Annotated in this window: 17 protein-coding genes and 1 pseudogene; 8 read left to right on the top strand and 10 right to left on the bottom strand. The window is 70.7% G+C overall.

All coding sequences use genetic code 11. From position 1 onward, the window contains the following. Nucleotides 1-17: 17 nt before the first annotated feature. The gene (locus BJ971_RS10145; protein WP_184991891.1) at nt 18-1,850 is read right to left on the bottom strand and encodes a PAS domain S-box protein; all 1,833 of its coding nucleotides are present in this window, start codon (nt 1,848-1,850) and stop codon (nt 18-20) included. Between the two features lie 440 nt (nt 1,851-2,290). Between BJ971_RS10145 and BJ971_RS10140 the strand changes: the two are divergent. Further along, nucleotides 2,291-2,947 (top strand): annotated as a pseudogene (locus tag BJ971_RS10140) (glycoside hydrolase family 5 protein); the annotation flags it as partial. A gap of 47 nt (nt 2,948-2,994) precedes the next feature. Here BJ971_RS10140 and BJ971_RS10135 read toward each other — a convergent pair. From BJ971_RS10135 to BJ971_RS10110, 6 genes are read right to left on the bottom strand one after another with little or no spacing between them, the layout of a single operon-like run. Continuing rightward, entirely contained in the window at nt 2,995-4,029 is a 1,035-nt protein-coding gene (locus BJ971_RS10135) for an N-acetylglucosamine kinase (protein ID WP_184991889.1), read from the bottom strand. After that, the gene (locus BJ971_RS10130; protein ID WP_184991887.1) at nt 4,026-5,291 is read right to left on the bottom strand and encodes a family 4 glycosyl hydrolase; all 1,266 of its coding nucleotides are present in this window, start codon (nt 5,289-5,291) and stop codon (nt 4,026-4,028) included. The genes BJ971_RS10135 and BJ971_RS10130 overlap by 4 nt, the downstream gene beginning before the upstream one ends. Beyond that, nucleotides 5,288-6,175, bottom strand: coding sequence for a carbohydrate ABC transporter permease (locus tag BJ971_RS10125; RefSeq protein ID WP_239087800.1), 888 nt, complete (start codon nt 6,173-6,175; stop codon nt 5,288-5,290). The genes BJ971_RS10130 and BJ971_RS10125 overlap by 4 nt, the downstream gene beginning before the upstream one ends. Continuing rightward, nucleotides 6,172-7,113 (bottom strand): carbohydrate ABC transporter permease, encoded by a 942-nt coding sequence (locus BJ971_RS10120; protein WP_184991884.1) that lies wholly within the window; start codon nt 7,111-7,113, stop codon nt 6,172-6,174. Before BJ971_RS10120 ends, BJ971_RS10125 begins: the two co-directional genes overlap by 4 nt. Nucleotides 7,114-7,115: 2 nt before the next feature. Continuing rightward, the gene (locus BJ971_RS10115) at nt 7,116-8,432 is read right to left on the bottom strand and encodes an ABC transporter substrate-binding protein (RefSeq protein WP_184991882.1); all 1,317 of its coding nucleotides are present in this window, start codon (nt 8,430-8,432) and stop codon (nt 7,116-7,118) included. A 36-nt stretch (nt 8,433-8,468) separates the two neighbouring features. Continuing rightward, the gene (locus BJ971_RS10110; protein ID WP_184991880.1) at nt 8,469-9,650 is read right to left on the bottom strand and encodes an ROK family transcriptional regulator; all 1,182 of its coding nucleotides are present in this window, start codon (nt 9,648-9,650) and stop codon (nt 8,469-8,471) included. A 268-nt stretch (nt 9,651-9,918) separates the two neighbouring features. Here BJ971_RS10110 and BJ971_RS10105 point away from each other — a divergent pair, with 268 nt between their 5' ends. The 3 genes from BJ971_RS10105 to BJ971_RS10095 all read left to right on the top strand — a co-directional run bounded on the left by BJ971_RS10105 (nt 9,919) and on the right by BJ971_RS10095 (nt 13,052). Next, nucleotides 9,919-10,776: a chitosanase gene (locus BJ971_RS10105; protein WP_239087801.1), complete on the top strand. Its 858-nt coding sequence runs from the start codon at nt 9,919-9,921 to the stop codon at nt 10,774-10,776. A gap of 317 nt (nt 10,777-11,093) precedes the next feature. Next, complete coding sequence (locus tag BJ971_RS10100; RefSeq protein ID WP_203709654.1) at nt 11,094-11,894, top strand: hypothetical protein; 801 nt, start codon at nt 11,094-11,096, stop codon at nt 11,892-11,894. An 819-nt stretch (nt 11,895-12,713) separates the two neighbouring features. Then, a complete protein-coding gene (locus BJ971_RS10095; RefSeq protein ID WP_184991876.1) occupies nt 12,714-13,052 on the top strand; it encodes a hypothetical protein in 339 nt (112 codons plus the stop codon). Nucleotides 13,053-13,378: 326 nt separating this feature from the next. Here the strand turns inward: BJ971_RS10095 and BJ971_RS10090 are convergent, their stop codons facing one another. Beyond that, entirely contained in the window at nt 13,379-15,247 is a 1,869-nt protein-coding gene (locus BJ971_RS10090) for an ABC transporter ATP-binding protein (protein ID WP_239087802.1), read from the bottom strand. After that, entirely contained in the window at nt 15,244-16,977 is a 1,734-nt protein-coding gene (locus BJ971_RS10085; protein WP_184991874.1) for an ABC transporter ATP-binding protein, read from the bottom strand. The genes BJ971_RS10090 and BJ971_RS10085 overlap by 4 nt, the downstream gene beginning before the upstream one ends. 118 nt (nt 16,978-17,095) lie before the next feature. On the opposite strand from BJ971_RS10085, the gene BJ971_RS10080 reads away from it, so the two are divergent. Continuing rightward, complete coding sequence (locus BJ971_RS10080) at nt 17,096-17,788, top strand: endonuclease/exonuclease/phosphatase family protein (protein ID WP_184991872.1); 693 nt, start codon at nt 17,096-17,098, stop codon at nt 17,786-17,788. Between the two features lie 13 nt (nt 17,789-17,801). Here the strand turns inward: BJ971_RS10080 and BJ971_RS42020 are convergent, their stop codons facing one another. Further along, entirely contained in the window at nt 17,802-19,565 is a 1,764-nt protein-coding gene (locus BJ971_RS42020; RefSeq protein ID WP_184991870.1) for a helix-turn-helix transcriptional regulator, read from the bottom strand. Nucleotides 19,566-19,897: 332 nt separating this feature from the next. Here BJ971_RS42020 and BJ971_RS10070 point away from each other — a divergent pair, with 332 nt between their 5' ends. The 3 genes from BJ971_RS10070 to BJ971_RS10060 are packed head-to-tail and all read left to right on the top strand — an operon-like array spanning nt 19,898 to nt 23,483. Then, nucleotides 19,898-21,247: a glycosyltransferase gene (locus BJ971_RS10070; protein WP_203709655.1), complete on the top strand. Its 1,350-nt coding sequence runs from the start codon at nt 19,898-19,900 to the stop codon at nt 21,245-21,247. Beyond that, nucleotides 21,244-22,305, top strand: a complete 1,062-nt coding sequence (locus tag BJ971_RS10065) for a DegT/DnrJ/EryC1/StrS family aminotransferase (RefSeq protein WP_184991868.1) — start codon at nt 21,244-21,246, stop codon at nt 22,303-22,305. Before BJ971_RS10070 ends, BJ971_RS10065 begins: the two co-directional genes overlap by 4 nt. After that, nucleotides 22,302-23,483 (top strand): cytochrome P450, encoded by a 1,182-nt coding sequence (locus tag BJ971_RS10060; RefSeq protein WP_184991866.1) that lies wholly within the window; start codon nt 22,302-22,304, stop codon nt 23,481-23,483. The genes BJ971_RS10065 and BJ971_RS10060 overlap by 4 nt, the downstream gene beginning before the upstream one ends. Nucleotides 23,484-23,497: the final 14 nt, after the last annotated feature.

Below are 23,497 nucleotides of genomic sequence, written 5' to 3'. Positions count from 1 at the left end.
CGCTCGACCCTCCCCGCTCAGTGGTGGGCGGATTGGGTTTTGGCGTCGGTGGCCCCCCGGTAGACGGCGTGCAGCAGTTCCTCGGCCGTGAACGGCTTGTGGATCATCGGAATGCCGGCGGCGCGTAGCCGGTGCACGTTGGCTATGTCCTCGGTGTAGCCGGAGATCAGCAGTACCGGCAGCGTCGGGTACTCCCTGCGGACCACGTCGACGAGTTGCGGGCCGGACATCCCGGGCATGATGACGTCGGTGGCCAGTAGGTCGAATGCCTGCCGGTGGAGTTGATCGAGGGCCTCGCGGCCGTGTCCGGCGATGGTGACCTGGTACCCGTGGCGTTCCAGGATACGGTCGGCGACCTCGCCTACCTCGCTGTCGTCCTCCACCAGCAGGATGCGCCGGCCGTCGCCGCGCGGCGACGGCCCGGTCGCACCGGCTTGCGCCTGCTCGTCTGAGGTGGCCAGGGGCAGCAGGATCTGAAAGGTAGTGCCGACCCCTACCTCGGACGTGAGGGAGATGGAGCCGCCCGCGTCGGTGACGATGCCGTACACGGTGGCCAGCCCTAGGCCGGTGCCGTGCTGTTCGGCCTTGGTGGTGAAGAAGGGCTCGAAGATGTGTTCGGCGACGTCCGGTGGGATGCCGGTGCCGGTGTCGGTGACCCGGAGCCGGACGTAGGGGCCGGCGGGCAGCGGGGGTTGCCGGGCCGGGTCGTCGGGGACGTCGAGCGGGTCGGCTTCCATGGCGATGACGCCGCCGTCGGGCATCGCGTCGCGGGCGTTGATCACAAGGTTGAGCAGGATCTGTTCCATGCGGCTGCGGTCGGCCCAGACGGTGACGGGCTCCTCGGCCAGATGCGCCACCAGTTCGATATGGGCGCCGATGCTGCGCCCGAGCAGGACGCGGGTCTCCTCGATGACCGCGTTGAGGTCGATGAGTTCCGCGTTGGCGGATTCCTTGCGGGCAAAGAGCAGCAGCTGCCGGGTCAGGTCCCGGGCGCGTTCGGCGCTGCCGCGGACACGCAGGAGATCGTTGCGCACGTCCGGGTCGGTGATCTGCTCGAGGGCGAAGTCGAGATAGTTGAGGTTGATCGCGAGCAAGTTGTTGAAGTCGTGCGCGATACCGCCGGCGAGCTGGCCGAGGCTCTCCAGGCGCTCCGCACGGGCGGAACGCTCGAGGATCTGCTGGCGTTGCCGTTCGGCGCTTTTGCGGGCGGTGATGTCACGCTCTATCCCGGCGACACCCACCACGGTGCCGTGCTCGTCACGCACCGGTGAGACGCTCGACGAGATGTCGAGGACGGTGCCGTCCTTGCACAGCCGTTGGGTCTCCAGCATGCCGACGGGATGGCCCTCGGCGACCCGGGCCAGATTCACCGGCAGCCGCGCTGCTCCCTGCGGTGTGAGCAGCATGGAGATGTTGCGTCCGATCATCTCCGGCGCCGTCCAGCCATAGAGGCGCGTCGCACTGTCGTTCCAGCTGGTGATCGTGCCGTTCAGGTCACTGGTGATGATCGCATCCTCGGTCGACTGCACGAAGCCGGCGAGCGTCGACAGGTTCTCGGCCGCCCGGTGGCCGCGGCGCTCCAGGACCTGCTGATTGTGGGCGACGACGATGCTCAGCACGCTCATCCCGGCGATCACCCAGAGCCGCAACACCTGGTCGGTGCTCCCGGACAGCCCCTGCCATGACGAGGTGGCCCACGCCAACAGCAGCGCGAAGGCCCCGACGGCGGCCACCGACCAGGGGCGCGCGGACGCCGCCGCCAGCACCGGCCCGACCACGACCACCCCGAACAACATCAACTGCGACGGTGTCGCCAGGTCCGCGACCGCCCAGGCGATGACCAGCAGCACCGAGACCGCCAAAACCCAGCCGCGCCGCCACCGCCATTCCCTCATCGCAGCCCCCCGCCACAGCTGCCGATCGCCGGGTATCTGCCCCTGCAGCCAACCCGCCGCGGTTACGGTGCGGCGGCGCGGTGCCGGCAAGAATCCCGTCAGCCTCTCGCGTACCGCTGGTCACAGCGGTGACTCACGTCCGGGCCGAGGTCGGTACAACTCGGGCGCCGTCGGTCTGGTCGCGCCTCCCAGCGCGTAAGGCCCGGTCTGCCTCAGGATCCCACGCTTCCGACCGGAAGCCGCTGAGCTTGCCGAATCCGCCTCACAGGCCTGCCCCGCGACCGAATGTGCCTCTAGGTATTGGTCGAGCTCCCTCTCCGGATGCGGGTGGGTCTCATTTGTCTCTTGGGCCAACGAACTATGGCTGACGGTTCAGCAGCACCCGGGTGAGGGCCGCGACCGTGGTCTGGCACATGCTCACCCCCGGCGACCCCCACGTGAATCTCGCCCGGGCCCGCACCTCCTTCACCGCCGTCGCCCAGCGGCACGCTGCCAGGACCAACATCCTGTACGAGGTGGCGAACGAACCGAACGGCGTCTCCTGGCCCTCGATCAAGCGCTACGCCGAGCAGATCATCCCGGTCATCCGCGCGCAGGACCCGGAGGCCGTCGTGCTCGTCGGCGCCCGCGCCTGGTCGTCGCTCGGCGTCTCTGACGGCGCCGACGAGACCGAGGTCGTCGACAACCAGGTCAACGCCACGAACATCGTCTACACGTTCCACTTCTATGCCGCGTCGCACGGCAGCGGCTAGCTCGACGCGCTGTCCAGGGCGGCGGACCGGATCCCGTTGTTCGTCACCGAGTTCGGCACCCAGCAGGCGTCCGGCGACGGCCCGAACAACTTCACCCGGGCCCAGGCGTACCTGGACCTGATGGCCACCAAGAAGATCAGCTGGACCAACTGGAACTACAGCGACGACTTGCGCTCCGGCGCCGTCTTCACCGCCGGCACGTGCGGCGCCGGCCCGTACCCGGGCACGAGCCGCCTCAAGCCCGCCGGCGTCTGGGTCCGCGACCGCGACCGCACCGCCGACGACTTCCCGACCGGCTGAGGTCGGTGGATGGCCCGGTTCGATGTCCGGGCCACCCGCCGATCCGGTCACCGCAGCGCGTGCTCGGAGACCCCGGACGCCGCCGGGAGCGGGCCCGCGGCGTCGCGTACCGCGGCGCGGACGGCGTGCTCGATCCGCTCCGGGGTCGGGCCGCCGGTCAGGGCGTCCAGTGCCAGCAGCGCGGCACCGGCGACCGGGGGGTCGGTCACCACGCCGACCTCGGCCCGAGGTGCCTGAGTCGCGGCGCCCGCCACGATGCGCTGGTGCAGCACGGGGTGCCGGGCCCGGAGCACCCCGCCGCCCAACACGAGCGCATGTGGCGCGTCCGTCAGGCCGAGGCGGGCCGCGGCGACCCGGTGCTGGGCGAGGATCTCGTCGGCCTGCCGCCGCACCAGCCGCAGCGCCACAAGATCGCCCGCGGCGGCAACCTCGAACAGCACCGGGGTCAGCTCGTACACCGCACTGTGTGGCAGCTCGCCGAAGTGCAGGGCGATGCTGACGCCCTGCACCGTGGGTCGCCCGAAATGCCGGGCCACGGCGTCGGTGAGCCCGGTCGGCTCGCCCCGTCCGTCCTCGCCGCGGGCGGCGTACCGCAGGGTGTGCTCCGCGAGGTCGTGTCCGCCACCCCAGTCGCCGGAGATCGGTCCGAGGGAGGGGAAGCGGGTGGTCCGGCCGTCGGCGGAGCGTCCCACGCAGTTGTTGCCCGCGCCGCACACCACGGCGACAGCGTCCGGGCTGGAGGTGCCGGCCCGCAGCAGGGCGAAGCAGTCGTTGTCGACCACGTACCGGCGGGCCCAGCCGCGGTCGGCGGCCGCGGCCCGCAGCTGGTCCACCTCGATCGGCAGGTCTGCCCCGGCCACGTAGACGCCCGCCAGGTCGACCGGGGTACCGGCGGGCACTCCGGCCCGGGTTCGGGCCTGCGCGATCAGGGAGTCGAGGACCCGCACGGCGCCGGGCAGGCCGAGCGTGTGGGGAGACGAGGTGCCGCCGCGGGCGAAGCCGAGCACCCGCCCGTCGGCGGTGCCGAGCACGACGTCCGTCTTGGAGTTGCCGCCGTCGACGGCGAGCAGCAGTGCCGTCATCGGGCCCAGGCCAGGTGCTCGCCCCCGGCGGCGAGGAGCTTGTCGGTGAGTCGGTCGGCTAGGTCGTGCTGGCCCACCAGGGGATTCGCGAGCAGGGCGCGGTACACCCGGTGCCGGCCGCCGCGCAGCGCCGCGTCCAGCGCCAGTTCCTCGTACCCGGAGACGTGGGCGATGAGTCCGGCCTGGTCGGGCGCGACCGGCCGGACCCGCAGCGGTGCCGGGCCGTCGGTGCCGACCCGGGCGGAGACCTCGATGACCGCGTTGGCCGACAGGTTTGGCAGGGTGCCGTCGTTGCGGACGTTGACCGAGTGGACCCCGTCCTGGTCCAGGCCGTGCAGGGCGGCGATGAGCCCGACCGCGGCCTCGGAGTAGTACGCGCCGCCGCGCTCGCCGAGCAGGGCGGGCTTGGCGGTCAGCGCCGGGTCGCGGTACATGTCCAGCAACCTCGCCTCGATCTGCGCGACCCGCGCGCCGCGGGTCGATGCGCCGCGTGCGGCGCGCACCACGCGGTCGTGGCCGTAGTAGTAGGAGAGGTAGTACGACGGGACGCAGCCCAGCGCGGCCAGCACCGGCTCGTCGATCTCCACCTCGGCGGCCAGCTCGGCGCGGTGCGCGTCGAGGAGTTCGGGGAGCCGGTCGACGCCGTCCACGTACGCGGCCCGCTCCCAGGTCAGGTGGTTGAGGCCGACGTGGTCGAGCACCACCGCGGCCGGGTCGACACCGAGGTATCCGGCAAAGCGACGCTGGAAGCCGATCGCCACGTTGCACAGCCCGACGGCGCGGTGGCCCGCATCGAGCAGCGCCCGGGTGACGATGCCGACCGGGTTGGTGAAGTCGACGATCCACGCGCCCGGGCGGGCCCGCTCCCGGATCCGCGCGGCGACGTCGAGGACGACCGGCACCGTACGCAGAGCCTTGGCGAGCCCGCCCGCCCCCGTGGTCTCCTGCCCGACGCAGCCGCAGTCGAGCGGGAACGTCTCGTCGCTGATCCGGGCCGCCTGACCGCCCACCCGCAGCTGGATGAGCACCGCGTCGGCGTCGGTGACCCCGGCGTCCAGGTCGGTCGTCCAGGTGACCCGGCCGGGGTGGCCGTACGCGGCGAGGATGCGCGCCGCGAACCCTGCGACGATCTCCAACCGTTCCGCGGCGGGGTCGATGAGCACCAGCTCGTCGACCCGCAGCCCGCTGTCGCGCAGCCGGGCGAACCCGTCAACCAGCTCGGGCGTGTACGTCGATGCGCCGCCGACGACAGCGATCCTCATCCCTTGACTCCCGTGAGCGTGACACCCTGCACGAACGCGCGCTGGGCGAAGAAGAACACGACGATGATCGGCGCCATGGTCAGCACGGTGGCCGCGATGACCAGGTTCCAGTCGACGTGATGGACACTGTGGAACGATGCGAGCCCGAGCGACAGGGTCCATGCTTGCTCGTTCTCGCTGGTGTAGAGCAGCGGGCCGTAGTAGTCGTTCCAGCAGTAGAAGAACTGGAACAGCCCGGCGGCCGCGATGCCGGGGCGAGCCATAGGCAGCACGACCCGGATGAGGGTCCGCCATTCGCCGCAGCCGTCCACCTTCGCCGCGTCCAGGTACTCCTGCGGAATCGTGAGCAGGAACTGGCGCAGCAGGAAGATGGCGAAGGCGTCGCCGAACAGCGTCGGGATGACCAGCGGCCACAGCGAGCCGGTGAGCCCGTTCCGGGCCCACATCAGGTACAGCGGGACGGTCACCACCTGCGGCGGCAGCATCATCACGCAGATGATGACCAGGAAGAGCAGGTTGCGGCCGCGGAAGCGCAGCTTGGCCAGGGCGTACGCGGCCGGGACGCTGGACAGCAGCATGAACGCGGTGGCGGTGAGCGCGTACAGCATGGTGTTGAGCAGGTAGCGCGGCAGCGGGGTGACCTCGAAGACCCGCACGTAGTTCTCGGGATGCCAGGAGTTGGGCCAATAGTCGCTGGTCAGTGCCTGTTCGCTGGTCATCAGCGAGATCAGCACCAGGTAGACCACCGGGGTCAGGAACATGACGGCCAGGGCGATGGCGATGCTGTGCCGGCCGATCCAGGCCAGCCGGTTCTGCCGCCGGGCCCGCCGCGCGGCGGACGGCGATTGCACCACCGTGGGCGGCGTTTCGAGTACGGCGGTCACGATGTCTCCTCCCCGGAGAACGCCTTGGCGCGGCGCAGCAGGATCACGGTGACCGCGAACGCCACCGCGAACAGCGCCACGGCCAGGGCGTTGGCGTAGCCGAGCGCGTGGTAACGGAACCCGACCGTGTACAGCCACAGCGGGTAGGTGAACGTGGACCCTTCCGGGAAGCCGAAAGACTGGGAGATGCCGCCGCCCGTGGTGGCCTGCCCGCTGGCGATCGAGCCCGCCACCGCGGCCTGGTCGAAGTACTGCAGCGTGTAGATGACGCCGGTCACCGCGGCGAACAGGATCACCGGACGGATCGTCGGCAGGGTCACGTACCGGAAGCGGTGCCAGGCGTTCGCGCCGTCCAGCGCGGCGGCCTCGTACAGGCTGGTGGGCACGCCGAGCACTCCGGCCAGGAAGATGACCATCAGGTCGCCGATGCCCCAGAGACCGAGCAGCACCAGCGACGGCTTGGCCCATTCCGGCGAGCTGAACCACAGCGGCCCGTCGATGCCCAGGTGTGCCAGCGCGGTGTTCACCGGCCCGGTGCCGGGCTTGAGCAGGTAGACGAACGCGATGGTGGCGGCCACCGGCGGGGCCAGCGAGGGCAAGAAGAAGATCGTCCGGAAGAAGCCGGCGCCGCGCTTGAGCTGGGTGAGCAGCACCGCCAGGCCGATCGCGCTGACGATGCGGACCGGGACGAACACCGCCACCATCCACAGCGTGTTGCGCACGGACTGGAGCAGGAACGGGTCGTCGGCCATCCGCCGGTAGTTCGCCAGCCCCACCCACTGCGGCGTGGACAGCAGGTCGAACTTCGTGAAGGAGAAGTACACCGCGGACACCAGCGGGTAGCCGAAGAACACCACGATGCCGATCAGGGCCGGGGCCAGGAACGACAGCGTGGTGGCGTGCCGCCGGATTCGGATCGCCAGGGGCCGGGCGCTCATCGTCAGCCGCCCAGGGTCATGACGCTGTTGACCTGCTTGTCGGCCTCGGCCAGCCCGGCGTCAAGGTCGGAGACCTTGCCCGCCTGCCAGCCGGTGAGGAACGTCTGGAAGGTCTCCTGGTACGCCGGCCCGGACTGTGCCGGCGGGGTGGTGGAGGAGTTCGGGTTGGCGAAGATGTCCAGGAACGTCTTGAACGCCGGGTCCACCTTCAGCGCCGGGTCGGCCGTCGCCGCGGTCGTGGTGGGCAGGTTGCGCAGCGCGTTGGCCAGCTTGACGATCGTCTTGTCGTCGGTGGTCAGGTACTTGATCAGTGCCCAGGCCGCCTCGGGGTTCTTGGCGTTCTTCGAGATGCCGACGATGTTGCCGGTGACGTAGCCGCCGCCGTAGCGGGCCGGGTCGGTGGTGGGCAGCGGGGCCACCCCGTAGCTGAGCTCGGGCGCCTGGTCGGCGAGGAACGCGAGCCGGTACTCGGCGTCGACGTTGATCGCCACCTGGCCCTTCTGGAACGCGTTGTCCGCGCTGAACTCGTCACCCAGCCCGGCCCGGAACTTCTGCAGGTTCTCGTAGCCGTACCAGTCGACGAGGCTCTTCTGCCAGGTCAGCAGCGTCTTCCAGGCCGGGTCGGCGCCGATGGCCGACTTGCCGTCGGCGGTGAGCCACGTTGCGCCGACGGCCGGGGCGAGATGGCTCGGGGCGTTCTCGTAGAAGTCGAAGAGCGGCAGGAAACCGACCCGCTTCAGGGAGCCGTCGGGGTTGCGTACGGTCAGCTTCTTGGCGGCGGCGGCGAGCTCGTCCAGGGTCTTCGGTGGCCCGGCGATGCCCGTCCTCGCGAACAGCTCCTTGTTGTAGAACATCCCGTAGGCGTCGGCGAGGAACGGCATCGCGCACCGCTTGCCGCCGTACTCGGTGTACTCCCGGGTGGTGGGGTTGAGGCCGGACAGGTCCACCTTGTCCCGGGTCAGGTACGGGGTGAGGTCGACCCAGGCCCCGGAGGAGCAGAATTTGCCGACGATGTCGGTGGAGTACGAAAGGCCGATGTCGGGGCCGTTGCCCGCGCCGATGGCCTGGGTGACCTTGGAGTCGTCCTGGCCGGACTTGATCGTCACCTTGACCTTCGGGTGGGTGGCCTCGAACTCCTTGACCACCGTGTCGATCGCGGCGGCCTCCCGTTCGGTGAAGAAGTGCCACAGTTCGACCGTGCCGGACACCTCCGCGCCCGGTTCGGCGATCTTGGTTTCCTGGGCTGCGGGGGTGCACCCGACGGTCAGTACGCCGGCGGTTCCCAGCGCGCAGAGGGCGCGCGGTATCCGGGTGTTCATGAGGGGTCCTCTCGGGGATCTGTAAGGGGTTGGTGATCAGTTGTCGCGGATGGACGCGATGAGGGCTTCGCGGACCGCGATGAGGCCGGCGTCGAGCGCGCCGAGCAGCACCGCGTCGTCGTCGATGGTGGTGACCGCGACGGCGCTCTCAAGCGGTGCGGCCCGGTGGAGGGCGCTCTCGACGGCGGCCAGCAGGGTGCGCCCGCCGGCCTGCGCGACCGGGCCGGCGAGCACCACGAGGCTCGGGTCGAGCACTGCGATCACCGCGGCCAGGCCGACCGCGATGCGGTCGGCGAGCTGGGCCAGGAACTCGCCCGCGGCCCGCGGGTCCGCGGCCGCGGCGCGGACCGCCTCGGGCGAGGTACGTCCGGGTACGCCGTGATCCTGGGCCAGGGCGAGCACGGCCGCGCCGCCGACCAGGTCCTGCAGGTCGACCTTGCGGTGGGTGGAGTCGGGGGCGTACAGGGGCATGTAGCCGATCTCGCCCGCGCCGCCGCGGGCGCCGCGCAGCAGTGTCCCGCCGGTGTCGATGGCCAGGCCGAGGCCCTCGAGGCCGAGCCAGAGCAGGGCGAAGCCGTCGGCGTCGCGGGCCACGCCGCGGCGGCGTTCGGCGACCGCGGCGAGGTTGACGTCGTTGTCGACTCCGATGCTGGTGTCCAGCGCCGCGGCGATCTCCGGCACCAGGCCGGTACGCCCGAGGCCGGGCACGTCCACGTGCCGGATGGTCTGGGTCCGGACGTCGTACGAGCCGGCGACACCGAGCTGGACGTGCCGGATGCGGTCGGCCGGCACGCCGCTGTCGCGGCGTAGCACGGCCACCGCGTCGAGCACGGCGGTCTTCGGATCGGTCTGCAGGAAGTCGACCCGCAGCTCGACGCGGGAGCGGATCGCGCCCGTGAGATTACACAGGGCGGCCACCACGGACGGTGCGTCGGTGGGGCCGATGTCACGCACCGACACCGCCGCCGCGTACGCCGCGTCCGGGTTGGCCGCGTACAGCTCGGCGTTGGGGCCGGGCCGCCCCCTGTTGTGCCCGACCACGCTGACCAGCCCCGACTCGGTGAGCCGCCGCAGCGCCTCGGAGATGGTCGGTGTGCTGAGCCGCGTCAGCCTGCGCAGGTCGGCGCGGGTCAGGGTGCCGGATTCGAGCAGGTGGGCCAGTGCCGCGCTCTCGTTCATGGCACGCAGCAGCTTCGACGAACCGGCAAGACGCGGCACAAGAGCTCCTCGACTAATTGGCAAACTAACTAACAATTAGTTCGGACGATAGGCCGGGTCGACAGGGCTGTCAAGGTCTCGATCGATGAACGAATCGGTACGAACCGCGCGGCAGAGTACCAACCGGCGTCGATTAATTAAACACTTTGCCAATCATTGATAAACCTACTTAACTGTTGTAGCGTCGCCAGTCACCGCCCATCGGCAGCCCTCAGTCCCTCTTCATGCCGAACCTGCGCGGGTAATCCCCCACCCCCAAGGAGCTCACATGAACAACCACGGCACCCCCCGCCGCCGTCGCACGACGGCCTACCTCGCCGCCGGCCTGCTCATCCCCGGCGCCTCCATCGTGTACGGCCTCATGCCCGCCGACGCCGCGACCCAGCCGCGCGCCGGTACCGGGGCCCTTGTCGCGGCCGCCCCGGCCCGCAAGAACCTGGACGACCCGGCGAAGAAGGAGGTCGCGATGCAGATCGTCTCGGCCGCCGAGAACTCCTCACTCGACTGGCGCGCCCAGTTCTCCTACATTGAGGACATCGACGACGGCCGCGGCTACACCGCCGGCATCATCGGCTTCTGCTCCGGCACCGGCGACATGCTGGAACTCGTCGAGGCGTACACGCGCACCACACCGTCCAACGTCCTGGCCCGGTACCTGCCCGCGCTGCGCAGGGTGAACGGCTCCGACTCGCACGCCGGGCTCGACCCGAACTACCCCCGCGACTGGCGCCGCGCCGCCCAGGACCCGGCGTTCCGCGCCGCCCAGGAGGCCGAGCGCGACCGGGTGTACTTCAACCCGTCCGTGGCGAAGGGCAAGTCCGACGGAGTGCGCGCGCTCGGCCAGTTCGCGTACTACGACGCGGCCGTCGTGCACGGGTACGAGGGCATGGAGTCGATCCGCAGCCGCGCGCTGCGCAGGGCGAAGCCGCCCGCCCAGGGCGGCGACGAGACCAGGTGGCTCAACGTCTTCCTGGACGAGCGGGTCGTCGAGATGAAGAAGGAGGCGGCGCACGAGGACGTCAGCCGCATCGAGACCGCCCAGCGGGTGTTCCTGCGCAACGGCAACCTCGACCTGAACACCCCGCTCGACTTCGCCGTCTACGGCGACCCCTACCACATCGGCTGACGGTTCAAAGCATTCCTTCGACCGGGCCTGCCCATCGGCCCCGAGCTGTGCGAACAGGGCCAGCGGGCGCCCGCGCACGCCGGCTGCACCGACAGCCGTCGCGGCCCTCGTCCACCCGCCGGCCATCGAACCTACCCGGCACCCGGATGCGGCAATGCCGGCAGCGGCCGCCGTCACCCAGCGCGTACGCCACATCGATGGGCGTCGCGCCCCTCCCTCACGGGCCAATCGCAAGACCTCTGGCCAACCTGGCCGGCGCACCCCAGGCGGGGCCCGCACCGCCACGGGTGCGCCGCATCGACCGAAAGGAGAAGACCGTGATCGATTCCACCGCGCCCCGCGGTCACACCCGACGGGCCGTCCTCGGATCTCTCGCGGCGGCCGCCGTCGCAGGACCCGTCCTGCTCACCCGCGGGCCGGCCCACGCCGGCACCACGGCGGCCACGCCTACGAAACTGGTATGGAGCCCCGATCCGCGCCGCGAAGGCCTCTCGGCGTTCGAGGGGGTGGAGGACGACCGCAGCCAATCTCACCCCGGCACCAGACACATCTACGTGCAAGGCGACGCCTACCGTTTCGACATGCACACCCGGGACCGCGACGGCGACGACCGGCAGCGCAACGAGGTCAAGGGCATGCGCGCCGATGGAAGGATCCTGTCGTTGGGCAACGGCGAGACCTGGCGGATCACCTACGACCTGTTCATCCCGAACACCCTGCGCGGCACCCGCACCTTCACCCACATCTTCCAGCTCAAGCGGCCGGGCAACGGCAGCGCCCCGCTCGCCACCATCGGGCTGCGCCGCGACGACGATGCGGAGTACCTCACCTGGCGGCCGTTCGCCTCCGGCGGCGAACTGGGCAACGTGCCGCTGGAGCAGATCTGGAACCGCTGGGCCACCATCGACATGACGTTCACCGTCGGCGACGAGGGCAGCGCCCGCTTCATCTGCCGCGAGGGTGGCCGGACCCTCGCCGATGCCACCCGCGACGGCATCGACCTTTGGCTCGGTGACCGGCTGCGTCCGAAGTGGGGCATCTACCGCTCGCTCGGCGACCCGGGACAGCTGCACAACACGTATCTGCTGCAGCGCAACCTGCGCGCCTACACAACCTGATGTCCTCCGGATTACCCACAACCCGGACGAACCCTTCGGGACGACATCGCATGCCTCATGGGCACGCACCTGCCCATGGCCCTGTTCCTGGTCACGCGATAGCTCGATCCCTTGCCGATCGCACCAGACGGTGATCCCGGCCCGGGCCGGCTGAGCCTCAGCCGGCCCGGGCCACATCACGTCAGACGTTCTCGCCGATGCCGAGCTGGGTCTGCAGTTCCTGCGCCCGCTCCGCGGCGGCGCTGGCACCGTTAGTGCCGCGGCATGTCCTCCGACCACCAGCCGAGCAGCAGCATCAGGTCGCCGGTGTTACCGCCGGCCTTGTGCCATTCGTGGGCGAAGTGACCTCTCCGGTGTGAAGGCGAACCACAAGCCCCGGATCAGCAACTCTGCGAACAACCTCATCCTCGGCCCGCTGCAAACCCGCCAGCAGCTTGCCCGAATGGGATCAATGTGAATGTCGGCTCGAACCGGTGGACCCGACGGGGCTCGAACCGGTGGGCCGGACGTTGCACCATGCGAACCACACGACCACCGTCCCCGGCAACCCGATACTGGGTTGTTTGACCAGTTCACGTGCTAAGTAGCCGCAGACGGCAGGCCTCAGGGGCGGTCCGACTTCGGGCCCGGAACGAGGTCATGGAGGGCGGGGCAGTGGCGACAGGCATGATCTTGCTGTCGCGGCGTAATCGGCTTGGCATCCCGTTCTCCGGCGCGGCACGCTAACGGATAAGCCTGCGTCGCTCTACCTTTGCGACACGACCCGCCCAGTTGGCGAGGCGGCTACAGGTCGTGTGTGGTAGTCGACGGGGAGGCGTGGTGGCTGACGACCGGGTTCGTCTTGAGCGCGACCAGCAGCGCCTTGTTCAGGCTGTGTACGACAGCTACCGGGGGACTGGAAACTGGCCGACGTTCGACAACATCGACCGGCAGCTCGACCGCGGTCGTTGGCCGCTGGACGCAGGAAAGGTCCTGCGGGACATCCCGGATTCCATACTGATCCCGTCCCCATTTGCCGCAACTAACCCGGACCAGCCGCTAAAGCTGAAGTTGGAAGGCATCGCGGCCTGCAAGGGTAGCGACGAGGACGTGTCGCTGTTCCTTGATCGAGAACCTCCTCCACGACCTCGAAAGCCACAACTGACCTACCCAGCGTGAAGCGCACGATCGTGTGCCTACCGCTGGAGGTATACGAAGGTTGTTGGTTCGTGGAGTACAGCGTGCGCATTAGGGAGATCTGCGAGCCGAGCCGCCAGTGTGGCTGTCGCCGGTCTCGCTGACAGGGCACTGTTGAACTTGAGGCCCGCCAGCGCTTTAGGGCTGACATCGGGCAAAGACGCGGTGGTGGGAACGACATCGCGCGAACAGGGAATCTGGCGGTAGCAACACACGTCATCAGACGCGCTCACCAATGCCCTGCTGATCGACGATGTTGAGCACCGGGAAGCATGCTGTGGTGCTCAACACCCGGGTCCGACCATCGACTATGCGACATCACGGTCAGGGTATCGGGGTGGGTCTGCAACTCCGGGTGCGGATGCGGCCGAACCCGCCATCGCTGAGCGGCCGGCCGGGTGGGGGTTCTGCGACCGGACCAGGTTCGCGTACGCGCCGCCGGAGCGGATCAGCTCGTCGTGTCCGCCCTGCTCGGCGATCCGGCCGTCCCGCATCACGACGATGGCATCCGCGTGCCGGATTGTGGAGAGGCGGTGCGCGATGACGAATGTGGTCCGACCGGCGCGCAGTGCGGCCATGCCCCGCTGGACCAACTGCTCGGTGCGGGTGTCGACCAGGCTGGTGGCCTCGTCGAGCAGCAGCAGGACCGGGTCGGCGAGGAACGCACGGGCGAGTGTGATCAGTTGCCGCTCGCCGGCGCTGATGCCGGAGGCGTCCTCGTCGAGAATCGTGTCGTAGCCCCCCGGCAGGGTGCGGATGAAGGGATCCAGGCCGGTGGCCCGCGCCGCGTCGACCACGTCCTCGCGGGTGGCGCCCTCCCTGCCGTATGCGATGTTGTCGGCGATCGTGCCGGCGAACACCCACGCGTCCTGCGGCACCATGCCGGTGCACGAGCGCAGGTCCTCCCGGGTCATCTCGGTGATGTCGGTCCCGTCGAGCAGGATCCGGCCACCGTCCACGTCGTAGAAGCGCATCAGCAGGTTGCCGAGCGTGCTCTTGCCGGCTCCCGTCGGGCCGACCACCGCGACCGTGCTGCCCGGCTCGACGACCAGGGACAGGTTCTCGATCAGGCGCCGCTCCGGCACATACCGGAAGGAGACGTCCCGGAACTCGATGCGGCCCCGCACGCGGCCCAGGCGCACCGGGTCGGCGGGTTCCGGACGCTGCTCGTCGGCGCGGAGCAGCTCGAAGATGCGCCCGGCGGACGCAACCCCGGACTGCAGCTGGCCGGAGGCGTTGGCGAGCTGACCGATCGGCTGACCGAACTGGCCGGAGTACTGCACGAACGCCTGCACGTCGCCGAGCGTCAGGCTGCCGGTCGCGACCCGGAGCGCCCCGACGGCGGTGATCGCGACGTAGTTGAGGTTGCTGACGAACATCATCGCCGGCTCGATCGCCGCGGAGATGAGGTTCGCCCGGAAGCTCACCTCGCGCAGCACCTCGTTGTCCGCGTCGAAGGCCCGCTCGGCGTCCTCGCGCCGGTCGAAAACCTTGATCAGGGAATGCCCGCTGTACGCCTCCTCGACGTGCGCCGACAGCACGCCGGTCGCCGCCCACTGCCGGCCGAACATGGGCTGCGACCTCATCACCAGCCTGGACACGATCAGGCCGGAGACCGGCACGCCGGCCAGCACGACGACGGCGAGCAGCGGGGAGACGAAGAACATCAGCACCGACACGACCAACACCGCGAACGGCGCGGTGACCAGCTGGCTCAGCGCCTGCTGGAGGGTCCGCTGCACGTTGTCCGCGTCGTTGGTGACCCGGCTGATCAGGTCGCCGCGCTGGTTGCGGTCGAAGTACGCGAGCGGCAGCCGGGACAGCTTTTCCTGTACGCGTTCGCGCAGTTCGGCCACGGCGAGCTGTACCACCCGGGCGGCCATCCGATCCTGCGCGAGCTTGGCCGCGGACGCGACCAGGTACAGGATCACGGCGAGCGCCAGCAGGCGGCGGATCGCCGCGAAGTCCATGCGACGGCTCACCGCGCCGGTGAAGATCAGGTCGGTGACCCGGCCGAGCAGCAGCGGCCCGGCGGCGTTCAGGAGCACCCCGGTCACGCCCAGCGACACCATCACGGCGATCCGGCCACGGTACGGGGCCAGCAGCCCGAACACCTGGGCGGCGCCGGTCGGCGGCGCCCGGTGCCGGCCGCCAGAAGCGGTCCCGGCGGTCGTCACCGCGCGGCCTGCGGCTCGAGCTGAGAGGCGGCGATCTCCCGGTACGTGTCGTTGCGCGCCAGCAACTCGTCGTGGGTGCCGGCGCCGACCAGGCGGCCGCGGTCCAGCACCAGGATGCGGTGCGCGTGCCGGACGGAGCTGATCCGCTGCGCCACCACCAGCACGATCGCGCCGGCCGTGCATACCTCCAGCGCGGAGCGGACCGCGGCGTCGGTCGCCGCGTCGAGCGCGGAGAAGCAGTCGTCGAACAGATAGATCTGCGGGCGGCGCGCCACGGTGCGGGCGATGGCCAGGCGTTGCCGCTGGCCGCCGGAGACGTTAGTGCCGCCCTGCGACAGCGGCGCGTGCAGGCCGCCCGGCATGGCCTCGACGAACTCGCGGGCCTGCGCCACCTCCAGCGCCCGCCACAGCTCGGCGTCGGTGGCGGCCGGGTTGCCGAAGCGCAGGTTGGTGGCGACCGTGCCGGAGAACAGGTACGGCGTCTGCGGTACCAGACCGACGAGACGGCTCAGCGCGCCGGGACTCAGTTCGCGCACGTCGACGCCGTTCACCCGGATCGCGCCGGCGGAGACGTCGAGCAGGCGTACGGCCAGGTTCAGCAGTGTTGTCTTGCCGGCGCCCGTGCTGCCGACCACGGCGACCGTCTCGCCCGGGCCGGCCACCAGGTCGATCCCGTCCAGGATCGGCCGCTCCGCGCCCGGGTAGCCGAAACGCGCGGAGCGGATCTCCAGCAGCCGGGCGTCGCCGGGCGGGCGCGGCTCGGCCGGCGGTGACACGCCCGGCTCGCTGTCCAGCACCTCGACGATCCGGCGGGCCGAGGCGCCGGCGCGGGGCACGTTGAGGAAGACCAGCATCGCGGCGACGGTGGCCATCAGGATCAGCGCCTGGTAGCCGAGGAATGCGTTCAGGGTGCCGACCTCCACCCGGCCGTCGTCGATGCGGACGGCGCCCGCGTAGAGCAGGGCCACGGTGAACAGGTTCATCACGAGCAGCACGGCCGGGAACATCGCCGCGGTGAGCCGGCCGACGCGCAGCTGCACGTCGAGCAACGCGGCGTTGTGCAGGGCGAACCGCCGCCGCTCGTGCGCGTCGCGGACGAATGCCCGGACCACCCGCACGCCGGTGATCTGCTCGCGCAGCACCTGCCCGATGCCGTCCAGGCCGGCCTGCATCCTGGCGTACAGCGGGCTCATCCGGGCCAGGATGATCGTCGCGGTGACCGACACGGCCGGCACGATCAGCGTGATGAGCCAGGCCAGCGGCACGTCGGAGCGCATCGCCAACAGCGTGGCGCCGGCGCAGACGAACGGTGCGGCGAGTGCGACGTTCAGGGTGGTCAGGATCAGCTCCTGCACCTGCTGCACGTCGTTGACCGTGCGGGTGACCAGCGAGGAGGTGCCGAACCGGGCCGCCTGGTGCACGGACAGGTCGTGGGTGCGGCGGAACACCGCCGCGCGCAGGTCGCTGCCCACCGCGGTGGCGAACCGCGTGCCCCGCCACACGGCGACGACGCTGAGCGTGGCCTGCAGCACCGCGGTCGCCACCATGATCAGGCCGGTGGACACGATGCGGTCCCGGTCGCCGGCCATGACCCCGTTGTCGATCACATCGGCGCTCAGCGCCGGCAGCGCCAGCAGGGCGGCGGTCTGCGCGACCTGCAACAGGACGAGCAGCAGCAGGGCGCCTCGGTAGGTGGTGACACGGGCGCGCAGGAGTCGGAGCAAACCCACAACACGCCCTTCGCCGACCGGTCCTCTAAACCCAGCCTGCGCTCAGCCGATCAGGGGATTTCCTAGAGTTCGCCCGGCTATCCCTGACGTAAGATCACAGACCGATCGGAAGGCGGCCATGGTTCTCAGTCTCGCCAGCCTCAATCTGCACTGCGGGCTGGATCACCGCGGCGCGCCGTACTCGGTCAAGGCGGCCGTCGCCGCGCTGGACACCGACGTCATCGTCGTGCAGGAGAACTGGCGGGCGCGGGGCACCGAGAGCCTCGCCGCCTCCGCCGCGGCCGACTGCGGGTATCCCTGCTTCGCCGAGCTGGACATGGTGCCGGACGCGCCGCTCGCCGACCTCGACGTCGTCGACGGCGCCGCGCCCGACGAGGTCGGCGCGTGGGGCCTGGCGGTGATGAGCCGCGTCCCCTGGGTCAGCACCACCGCCATCGGAATCGGGACGGCACCCGGGGACGTGGTCGGCGCCCGCTCGGCGCAGGTGATCGAACTGCCCGGCCTGCGCGTGGTCAACGTGCACCTGACCCACCGGCTGCTGCACGGGCCGGCACAGCTGCGACGCCTGCTCGCGGGCCTGCGCTCGTCGCGGGTGCCCACGCTGATCGCCGGGGACCTGAACATGTGCCGGCCGACGGTCTACCTGGCCCGCGGGTACCGGCCGGCGGTGCGCGGGCGGACCTGGCCGGCGCAGCGGCCGGTCGCTCAGCTCGACCACGTGCTGCTCGGTGCCGGCGTCATGGCGACGGGTGCCGAGGTGGGCCCGAACCTCGGCTCCGACCACCTCCCGGTCCGGCTGACGATCCAGTGACCCGGCCGGCCGGTCACTGCGTCGGCTCGGTGCGGATGGAGCGCGGGCGGGGGCGGCGCGGCCGCGGTACCTCGGCCGCCGGGATCAGGCCGGGCACGTCGGGCAGGGCGCTGCGGCGCTGCACGTCCAGCTTGCGGTAGATGCGGGTCAGGTGCTGCTCCACCGTGCTCGCGGTGAGAAACAGGCGGCGGGCGATCTCGCGGTTCTTGTAACCCTGCGCGGCCAGCTCGGCGACCCGGCGCTCGGCGCCGCTGAGCTTCGCCGAGCACGGACCGCTGCGAGGGGCGGTCGGCGGGGCGTCCAGGCCGCGATCGGCCAGCTCGCGCAGCAGCAGGACGGCGCCCGCGTCGTGTGCCAGGCGCCGGGCCCGGTTCAGCGGCGCGTGCGCGTACTGCCGCTCGTTGACCTGCTCGAAGGCCTGCCCCAGGTCGGCCAGGCAGCGGGCCAGCTCGAGGCGGTCGCCGTACGCCTCGAGCAGGCCGATGGCCTCGCGCAGCGGCTCGGGACGCCGCGCTGGGCCGAGGGTGGCGGCGTAGACCCGCAACGCGGCGGCACGGATCCGCGGTCGGGTGTCGCCGAGCGCGCGGAGCTGGCGGTCGGCCAGTTCGCGGGCGGCGTCCGGCTCGCCGAGGGCCAGGTGGGCCCGGGCTGCGTCGAGCATCCACGGTGACAGCCCGGGGTAGGTGACGCCCCAGGTCTCCTGTATCTCGCCCGCCGCGAGGAACTCGCCGAGGGCGGCCCGCTCGCGGCCGACGGCCAGGTAGTGCAGTCCACGAGCCCGCAGATAGATCAGGCCGTACGGGCTGCGGCCGAGCGCGCGCGGCACGGTGCCCCGCAGCCGTTCGGCGGCCTCGTCGTGCCGGCCCTGCTGTGTCAGGGATTCCAGGATCGTGCCGAGCGGCATCCCGACGAGCACGCCCCAGCCGGCCGGGGCGAGGGCGCGCAGCGCGGCCTCGGCGGACTCCTCGGCGGCACATAGGTCGCCGCGGCGCAGCTCGTCGCGGGCCCGGGCGGCGGTCAGCAACGCCTCGGGGACCCGGCTCGCGGAGCGCCGGGCGGCGGCCAGCAGGTCCCCGAACCACGGGGCGCCGGGGTCGAGGGTCTCCGCGTCGTCGAGGGCGAGCAGGGCCATCTGCAACGGTTCCAGGCCGGCGCGGTTCAGCGCCAGGCCCTGCAGCACGGCTTCGGGGGTCGCGGATCCGCGCAGCCACGGGCGGGTCGCGGCGACGGTGTCGACCGGCGGCGCCTCGGCGCGCGGGGTGAACGCGCCGGGATAGAGGCGGCTGAGCCAGACGTCGGTCACGGCACCCTCGATGCCGGGTGCGGGCCGGTCGGCCAGCAGGGTGGCGGCCTCGTCGATCAGGCCGTGCCAGGCGAGGCGGCGGGCCAGCACGGCGGCGCCGGACCGCCGTGCCGCCGCGGTGTGGCCGAGTTCGACGAGGGCGCGCACGGAGCCGGCCGGGCGGATCCACCACGCGACGTCCGCCAGCTCCGCCTCGGCGGGGCCGCCGGGGTCGGCGCGCACGGCCAGTTCCAGGAACTCCCGGGCCTCCTCGTCGCGGCCGAGGGCGACCGACTCGGCCGCCGCCTCGCGCAGCGCCGCGACAGCCCAGGGCTCGTCGCTGCCGCCGGCCGCGGCCAGGTGGAGCGCGGCGGTGTTTACGGGCTCGCCCTCGGCGAGCAGCGCACCGGCCGCCTCGAGATGCCGGGCACGGTGTGCATGAAGATCGGGCGCATCGAGATCGCAATTGCAGACGCGCGGCAGAACCCTCGTCACCGTTTCCTTTCCCCACGTCCACTCAACCGGTCAATTGCACCAGCACAGAGATATGACCCTGGTCGGGAGCGAGTGAACGACCCTCGCCGACGATTCCCGCATTCATTCTTGCCACCCGGAAGCCGCGATCAAGTCTATCAATGGTTGCGCTTTCAGCCGCAGCCGCTTCTCTTCTTCTCACAACGAGTTGCCGCGCCAAGGCCACGGATGGTAGTGGGTGCATCGCTCGCCGTCCGGGGCGACCGGTGGGCGTACAGGTCTAAGGAAATCCCCTGTGCCCGGCATGGGATCAACATGGAGTGAAGCCATCGACCGCGCCTGACGCGCGTCCCGTGTTGTTCGTCAGCCTGCCGGAGAGCGGGCTGCTGAACCCGATGCTGGTGCTCGCGTCCGAGCTGGCCCGCCGCGGCGTGCCGGACCTCTGGTTCGCCACCGACGAACCGCGCCGGGACGACGTGGAGCGGATCGCCGGTGCGGCGCCGGTGCGGTTCGCGTCGCTCGGCCCGGTGACGCCCGAACTGTCCGCGGTGACGTGGGACGACGACGTCTACCGCGAGGTCACCCAGCGGAGCCGGTTCAAGGCGCACCGGGCGGTGATCCGGCACACCTACCGCCCGGATCTGCAGGCGGTGAAGTTCCGGGCGCTGGCCGAGGTGGTCGACAAGGCGCAGCCCTCGCTGATGGTCATCGAGTCGCTCTGCGGCTTCGCCGTCGATCTGGCGCTGACCCGCGGTATCCCGTTCGTGCTCAGCGTACCGTTCCTGCCCAGCAACATCCTCACCGCGCACAACCCGTTCGCGAAGTCCTACACCCCCAAGGGCTTTCCGGTACCGCACTCCGGCCTGCCCGCGCGGATGACGCTCGGGCAGCGGCTCCGGAACCGGCTGTTCAAGCTGCGCACGCTCGCTATGTTCGTCGACCCGGCGATGGGCAGGGTGCTCTCCGAGGACGCCCGGATCCGCAAGGAACTCGGTCTGACCGCGCCGAGCCCGATGACCCGGGTGGATGAGGCGCGGATGATCCTGTGCGCCTCGATCCCGGAGCTGGACTACCCGTTCGAGGTGCCGGAGAAGCTGAAACTGGTCGGCGCGGTGCTGCCGCCGCTGCCCGAGGCCTCCGCGGACAACGACGTGACGCGCTGGCTGGATGCCCGGGAGTCCGTCGTCTACATGGGTTTCGGGACCATCACCCGGCTCACCGCCGAGCAGGCGGGCGCGTTGGTCGAGGTGGCCCGCCGGCTCGACGGCCGGCATTGCGTGCTGTGGAAGCTGCCGACGGAGCAACAGCACCTGCTGCCGCCGCCCGGAGAGTTGCCCGGCAACCTGCGCATCGAGAACTGGCTGCCGTCGCAACTGGACGTGCTGGCACACCCGTCGGTGAAGGTCTTCTTCACACACGGCGGCGGCAACGGCTTCCACGAGGGCATCTACTTCGGTAAGCCGCTGGTCGTCCGGCCGCTCTGGGTGGACTGCTTCGACCAGGCCGTCCGCGGCCGTGACGCCGGCGTCAGCCTGACCCTGGACAGGCCCATGACGGTCGACCCGGACGACGTGATCGACAAGTTGACCCGGGTGCTGACCGACCCCTCGTTCACCCGGCGCGCCGAGGAGCTCGGCGCCCGCCAGCGCGCGGCCGGCGGCGCACGCGCCGCGGCCGATCTGATCACACAGGTGGCCCGATGAACTACCGGTACCCGGTGTCCATGCCGTCGCTCGACGGCCGCGAGCTGGAGTACGTGACCAGCACCATCAGCGACGGCTGGATCTCGTCGCAGGGCCCGTTCGTCGCCCGCTTCGAACAGGCCTTCGCCGGTTACCACGGCGTCGCACACGGCGTGGCCTGCTCGTCCGGCACCGCCGCCCTGACGCTCGCGCTGCGCGCCCTTGGCGTCGGCCCCGACGACGAGGTGATCGTCCCCGAGTTCACGATGATCGCGTCCGCCTGGGCGGTCACCTACACCGGCGCCACGCCGGTCTTCGTGGACTGCGGCGACGACCTGAACATCGACGTCACGAAGATCGAGGCGGCGATCACCCCGCGGACCAGGGTGATCATGCCGGTGCACATCTACGGCCGGCGCTGCGACATGGACCCGATCATGGATCTGGCGTTCCAGTACAACCTGCGCGTGGTGGAAGACTCGGCCGAGGCGCACGGGGTGCGGCCGGTCGGCGACATCGCCTGCTACTCGCTGTTCGCCAACAAGATCATCACTGCCGGCGAGGGCGGTATCTGCCTCACCGACGACCCGTTCCTGGCCGGGCAGATCGCGCACCTGCGCGCGATGGCGTTCACGAAGGACCACAGCTTCCTGCACAAGAAGCTGGCCTACAACTACCGCATGACGGCCATGCAGGCCGCCGTCGCGCTGGCGCAGACCGAGCGGCTGGACGAGATCCTGGCCCGCCGCGCGCAGATCGAGAAGCGGTACGACGAGGGCCTTCGCGACGTACCCGGCATCACCCTGATGCCGCCGCGCGACGTGCTCTGGATGTACGACCTGCGCGCCGAGCGCCGCGAGGACCTGCGAGCCCACCTGGCCGGGCACGGCATCGAGACCCGGCTGTTCTTCAAGGCGATGAGCCGCCAACCCGGCTATCTGGACGAGCGCTGGCCGTCGCTGAACGCGACCAGGTTCAGCGAGGACGGCTTCTACCTGCCGACGCACACGTCCCTCACCGACGCCGACATCGACTTCATCGTCGCCCGGGTCGGCGAGTTCTACGAGAGGCCGTCATGAGCGACACCGGGGAACAGCTGGTCGTCGACTTCCCGCTGCGCAAGGAGGGCGAGGCGTTCCCGCCGCCGCGATACTCCGAGTACCGGCGGCGCGAGGGGCTCGTCCTGTCGTACCTTCCGGACGGCAGACCGGTCTGGCTGGTCACCCGGCACGCCGCCGTACGGGAGATCCTGACCAGCAGGAAGATCAGCTCCAACCCGGACCGGGAGGGTTTCCCGAACATCGGCGAGACGATGGGCGTGCCGCGGCAGGACCAGATCCCCGGCTGGTTCGTCGGCCTGGACCCGCCCGAGCACGACCGGTTCCGCAAGGCCCTGATCCCGGAGTTCACGGTGCGCCGGATCCGGGAGATGCGCCCGGCCATTCAGGGCGTCATCGACAAGGTGATCGACGACCTGCTGGCGGCCGGCAACGAGGCCGACCTGATCAACGACTTCGCGCTGCCGATCCCGTCGCTGGTGATCTCGGCGCTGCTCGGCGTGCCGGCCGCGGACCGGGACTTCTTCGAGTCGCGCACCCGGACGCTGGTCAACATCCGGCAGTCCACCGACGCGCAGCGCGACCTCGCCAGCCGTGAGCTGCTGCGCTACATCAACCGGCTCATCGAGATCAAGGCGAAATGGCCCGGCGAGGACCTGCCCAGCCGGCTGCTCGCCGGCGGCGTGCTGCGGGCGCGGGAACTGCCCGGCGTGCTGCTCCTGCTGCTGATCGCCGGGCACGAGACCACCGCGAACAACATCGGCCTGGGCATCGTCACGCTGATGGAGAACCCGCAGTGGATCGGCGACGACCGGATCGTCGAGGAGCTGCTGCGCCTGCACTCGGTCGCCGACCTGGTGTCGCTGCGGGTGGCGGTGGAGGACGTGGAGATCTGCGGCCAGTTGATCAAGGCCGGCGAGGGCATCGTGCCGCTGGTCGCGGCGGCCAACCACGACGATGAGGTGTTCGCCTGCCCGCACCTGTTCGACCCCGGGCGCAGCGCCCGGCAGCACGTCGCGTTCGGCTACGGCGTGCACCAGTGCCTCGGCCAGAACCTCGTCCGGGTCGAGATGGAGCTGGCGTACCGGACCCTGTTCGAGCGGATCCCGGGCCTCTCGCCCGCGGTCGGCGAGGAAGGCCTGCCCTACAAGTACGACGGTGTCCTGCACGGCCTGCACGCGCTGCCAGTCCGCTGGTAGCGAGGCCGAACGAC

Source organism: Amorphoplanes digitatis (assembly GCF_014205335.1).
Taxonomy (GTDB): Bacteria; Actinomycetota; Actinomycetes; order Mycobacteriales; family Micromonosporaceae; genus Actinoplanes; species Actinoplanes digitatus.
Note: the sequence above shows the minus strand (reverse complement) of the source record. Positions and strands in the feature narration are given on the sequence as shown.